Source organism: Francisella noatunensis subsp. noatunensis, from assembly GCF_009823375.1.
Lineage (GTDB): Bacteria > Pseudomonadota > Gammaproteobacteria > Francisellales > Francisellaceae > Francisella > Francisella noatunensis.
In genome coordinates this window covers 1-1,700 of sequence record NZ_WBSX01000173.1, presented here as the reverse complement: position 1 = coordinate 1,700, position 1,700 = coordinate 1, and the positions used below count along the sequence as shown (strand labels likewise).

The following is a 1,700-nucleotide window of genomic DNA, read 5'->3' as shown; positions in this document are numbered from 1 at the left end:
ATTATTACCCAAAATAGTTATACAAAAGTTTGCTGAAGGTTCATACTGTAGCAATCGTACTATATGATATTCTTTCCTTTTTTGAAACATCTTGGATAGTACTGTTAATAACACAGCGAAGTATATACTCTTCTAGACCTTTGGTTATTTTGCCTCCTTGTGCAACCCAATCATATTTCTCTGTAGTTGTGGATCCACAATGATCACATTGATAACGAATTGGCTTTATTTCCAATATAACTGGTTGATCAAAAACAGAGGTGTGTCTAATCTGCATTACACTGCTATAACAGAACCATTTTGTCGCGTCTTTCCCTCAATTATGGTACTTGGTTTTAGTGTGTCTACTTACTACTGTAAGTACCAGATTCCCTGTGTATCAATGCATTGAGAGATTATTTCTAATGACTTAATATCTAGAAGAAGTCTAAATTCTGGCATAAAAGACGAGACTTTTTGATTTACATGAATATAGTCTAACCTTTATTATATCTATCTTCTACTACAACAGCTTTTTTAAATGAGCCGGATAAAACCTTATTCAGCTGACTTGGTTTCTAAAGCTAATAGTCGCTGTTTCATATTACCTAGCGAATTTCTTAACCATATAGACCTTACTCCACTAGGAGAAACAAAAATGCCTCTTTTACGTAATTCATTACTCGCTCTTAGCTGGCCATGTGCAGGATATTCTATAGCATAGTCTGTAATAGCACTCTCTATAGCTTCATCAACTCTATTTTTGAAATTTGGAACTCGTTGAAATTTGGAACTCGCTTATTCTTATCTAATAAGGCTTCAACTCCCCCTTCAGATAAGGCTTTTTGATATCTGTAGAAAGTTTCTCTTGAGAAGCCCATTAGTTTACAGGCTCTTGATATATTTCCTAGCTCTTGTGCTAGGTTTAGTAAACCTACTTTGTTTTTTATGAGTTTATTGTTAGTATCTAACATAACTTAGCCTCTTTCAAGACCAGTGTCACATTATATCTAGACTAATCCATGAGCTTTATATTTTATGGGAAGTTAGGCGAGTTACGCAACAATAAAACCCAAGAACAAGGAATATCAATATTATGTTTACATTTATTGCAAGTTTGCATGTTTTACATAAATACATTAATTATTCAAAATATATTATATAAAAAAGATTGGAATGGAGTATTCACAGGTAATGATTATCGAGCCTTAACTCCTTTATTCTCAGGACATATAAATCCATATGGACTATTCCCTATAGACCTAAATCAACGCTTATATATAGGAGGTGGATATGGTAAATAGAACCCCTGTGTCTGAAAAAGCTAAGCAATTTATTAAGCTTTTTAAAAAAGAGGAAAATGTCGACTACAATTATCTTAGAGAAGTTTTTAGAACAGTAAGAAAAGAGCTTAATATTAAAGTTAATAGTAGTACACCTAAAAAGCTCCCTTATGTACCCACTGAAGATGAGCTTAATAAGTATTATGAAGTTGTTTGGAAATCTCGAAATATGCGGAATATGGTTATGATGAAAACTTTACTATATACTGGTGTTAGAGTTTCCGAGTTAATTAATATAAAGATATCTGAGATTGATTTAGACGAATGTAAAATAAAAGTAGTTAAAGGGAAAGGTTCAAAAGATAGAATAGTTCCGTTTCCTAAATCATTTAAGGAAATATTAGGGCTGCATATTGATAACTCTTTAAAGAAAAATGC

At 32.3% G+C, this 1,700-nt stretch carries 3 protein-coding genes and 1 pseudogene; 2 read left to right on the top strand and 2 right to left on the bottom strand.

All coding sequences use genetic code 11. The features are described from left to right. Positions 1–40: 40 nt before the first annotated feature. A complete protein-coding gene (locus F8C69_RS10100; protein ID WP_159185042.1) occupies positions 41–277 on the bottom strand; it encodes a helix-turn-helix domain-containing protein in 237 nt (78 codons plus the stop codon). 266 nt (positions 278–543) lie between these two features. Then, positions 544–953, bottom strand: a pseudogene (locus tag F8C69_RS10095) (helix-turn-helix domain-containing protein); the annotation flags it as partial. A gap of 48 nt (positions 954–1,001) precedes the next feature. Between F8C69_RS10095 and F8C69_RS10090 the strand changes: the two are divergent. Next, a complete protein-coding gene (locus F8C69_RS10090; protein ID WP_159185041.1) occupies positions 1,002–1,283 on the top strand; it encodes a Tn3 family transposase in 282 nt (93 codons plus the stop codon). Further along, positions 1,273–1,700: tyrosine-type recombinase/integrase (locus F8C69_RS10085; protein WP_159185040.1), on the top strand; the 428-nt coding region annotated here is incomplete at its 3' end. The genes F8C69_RS10090 and F8C69_RS10085, both read left to right, overlap by 11 nt.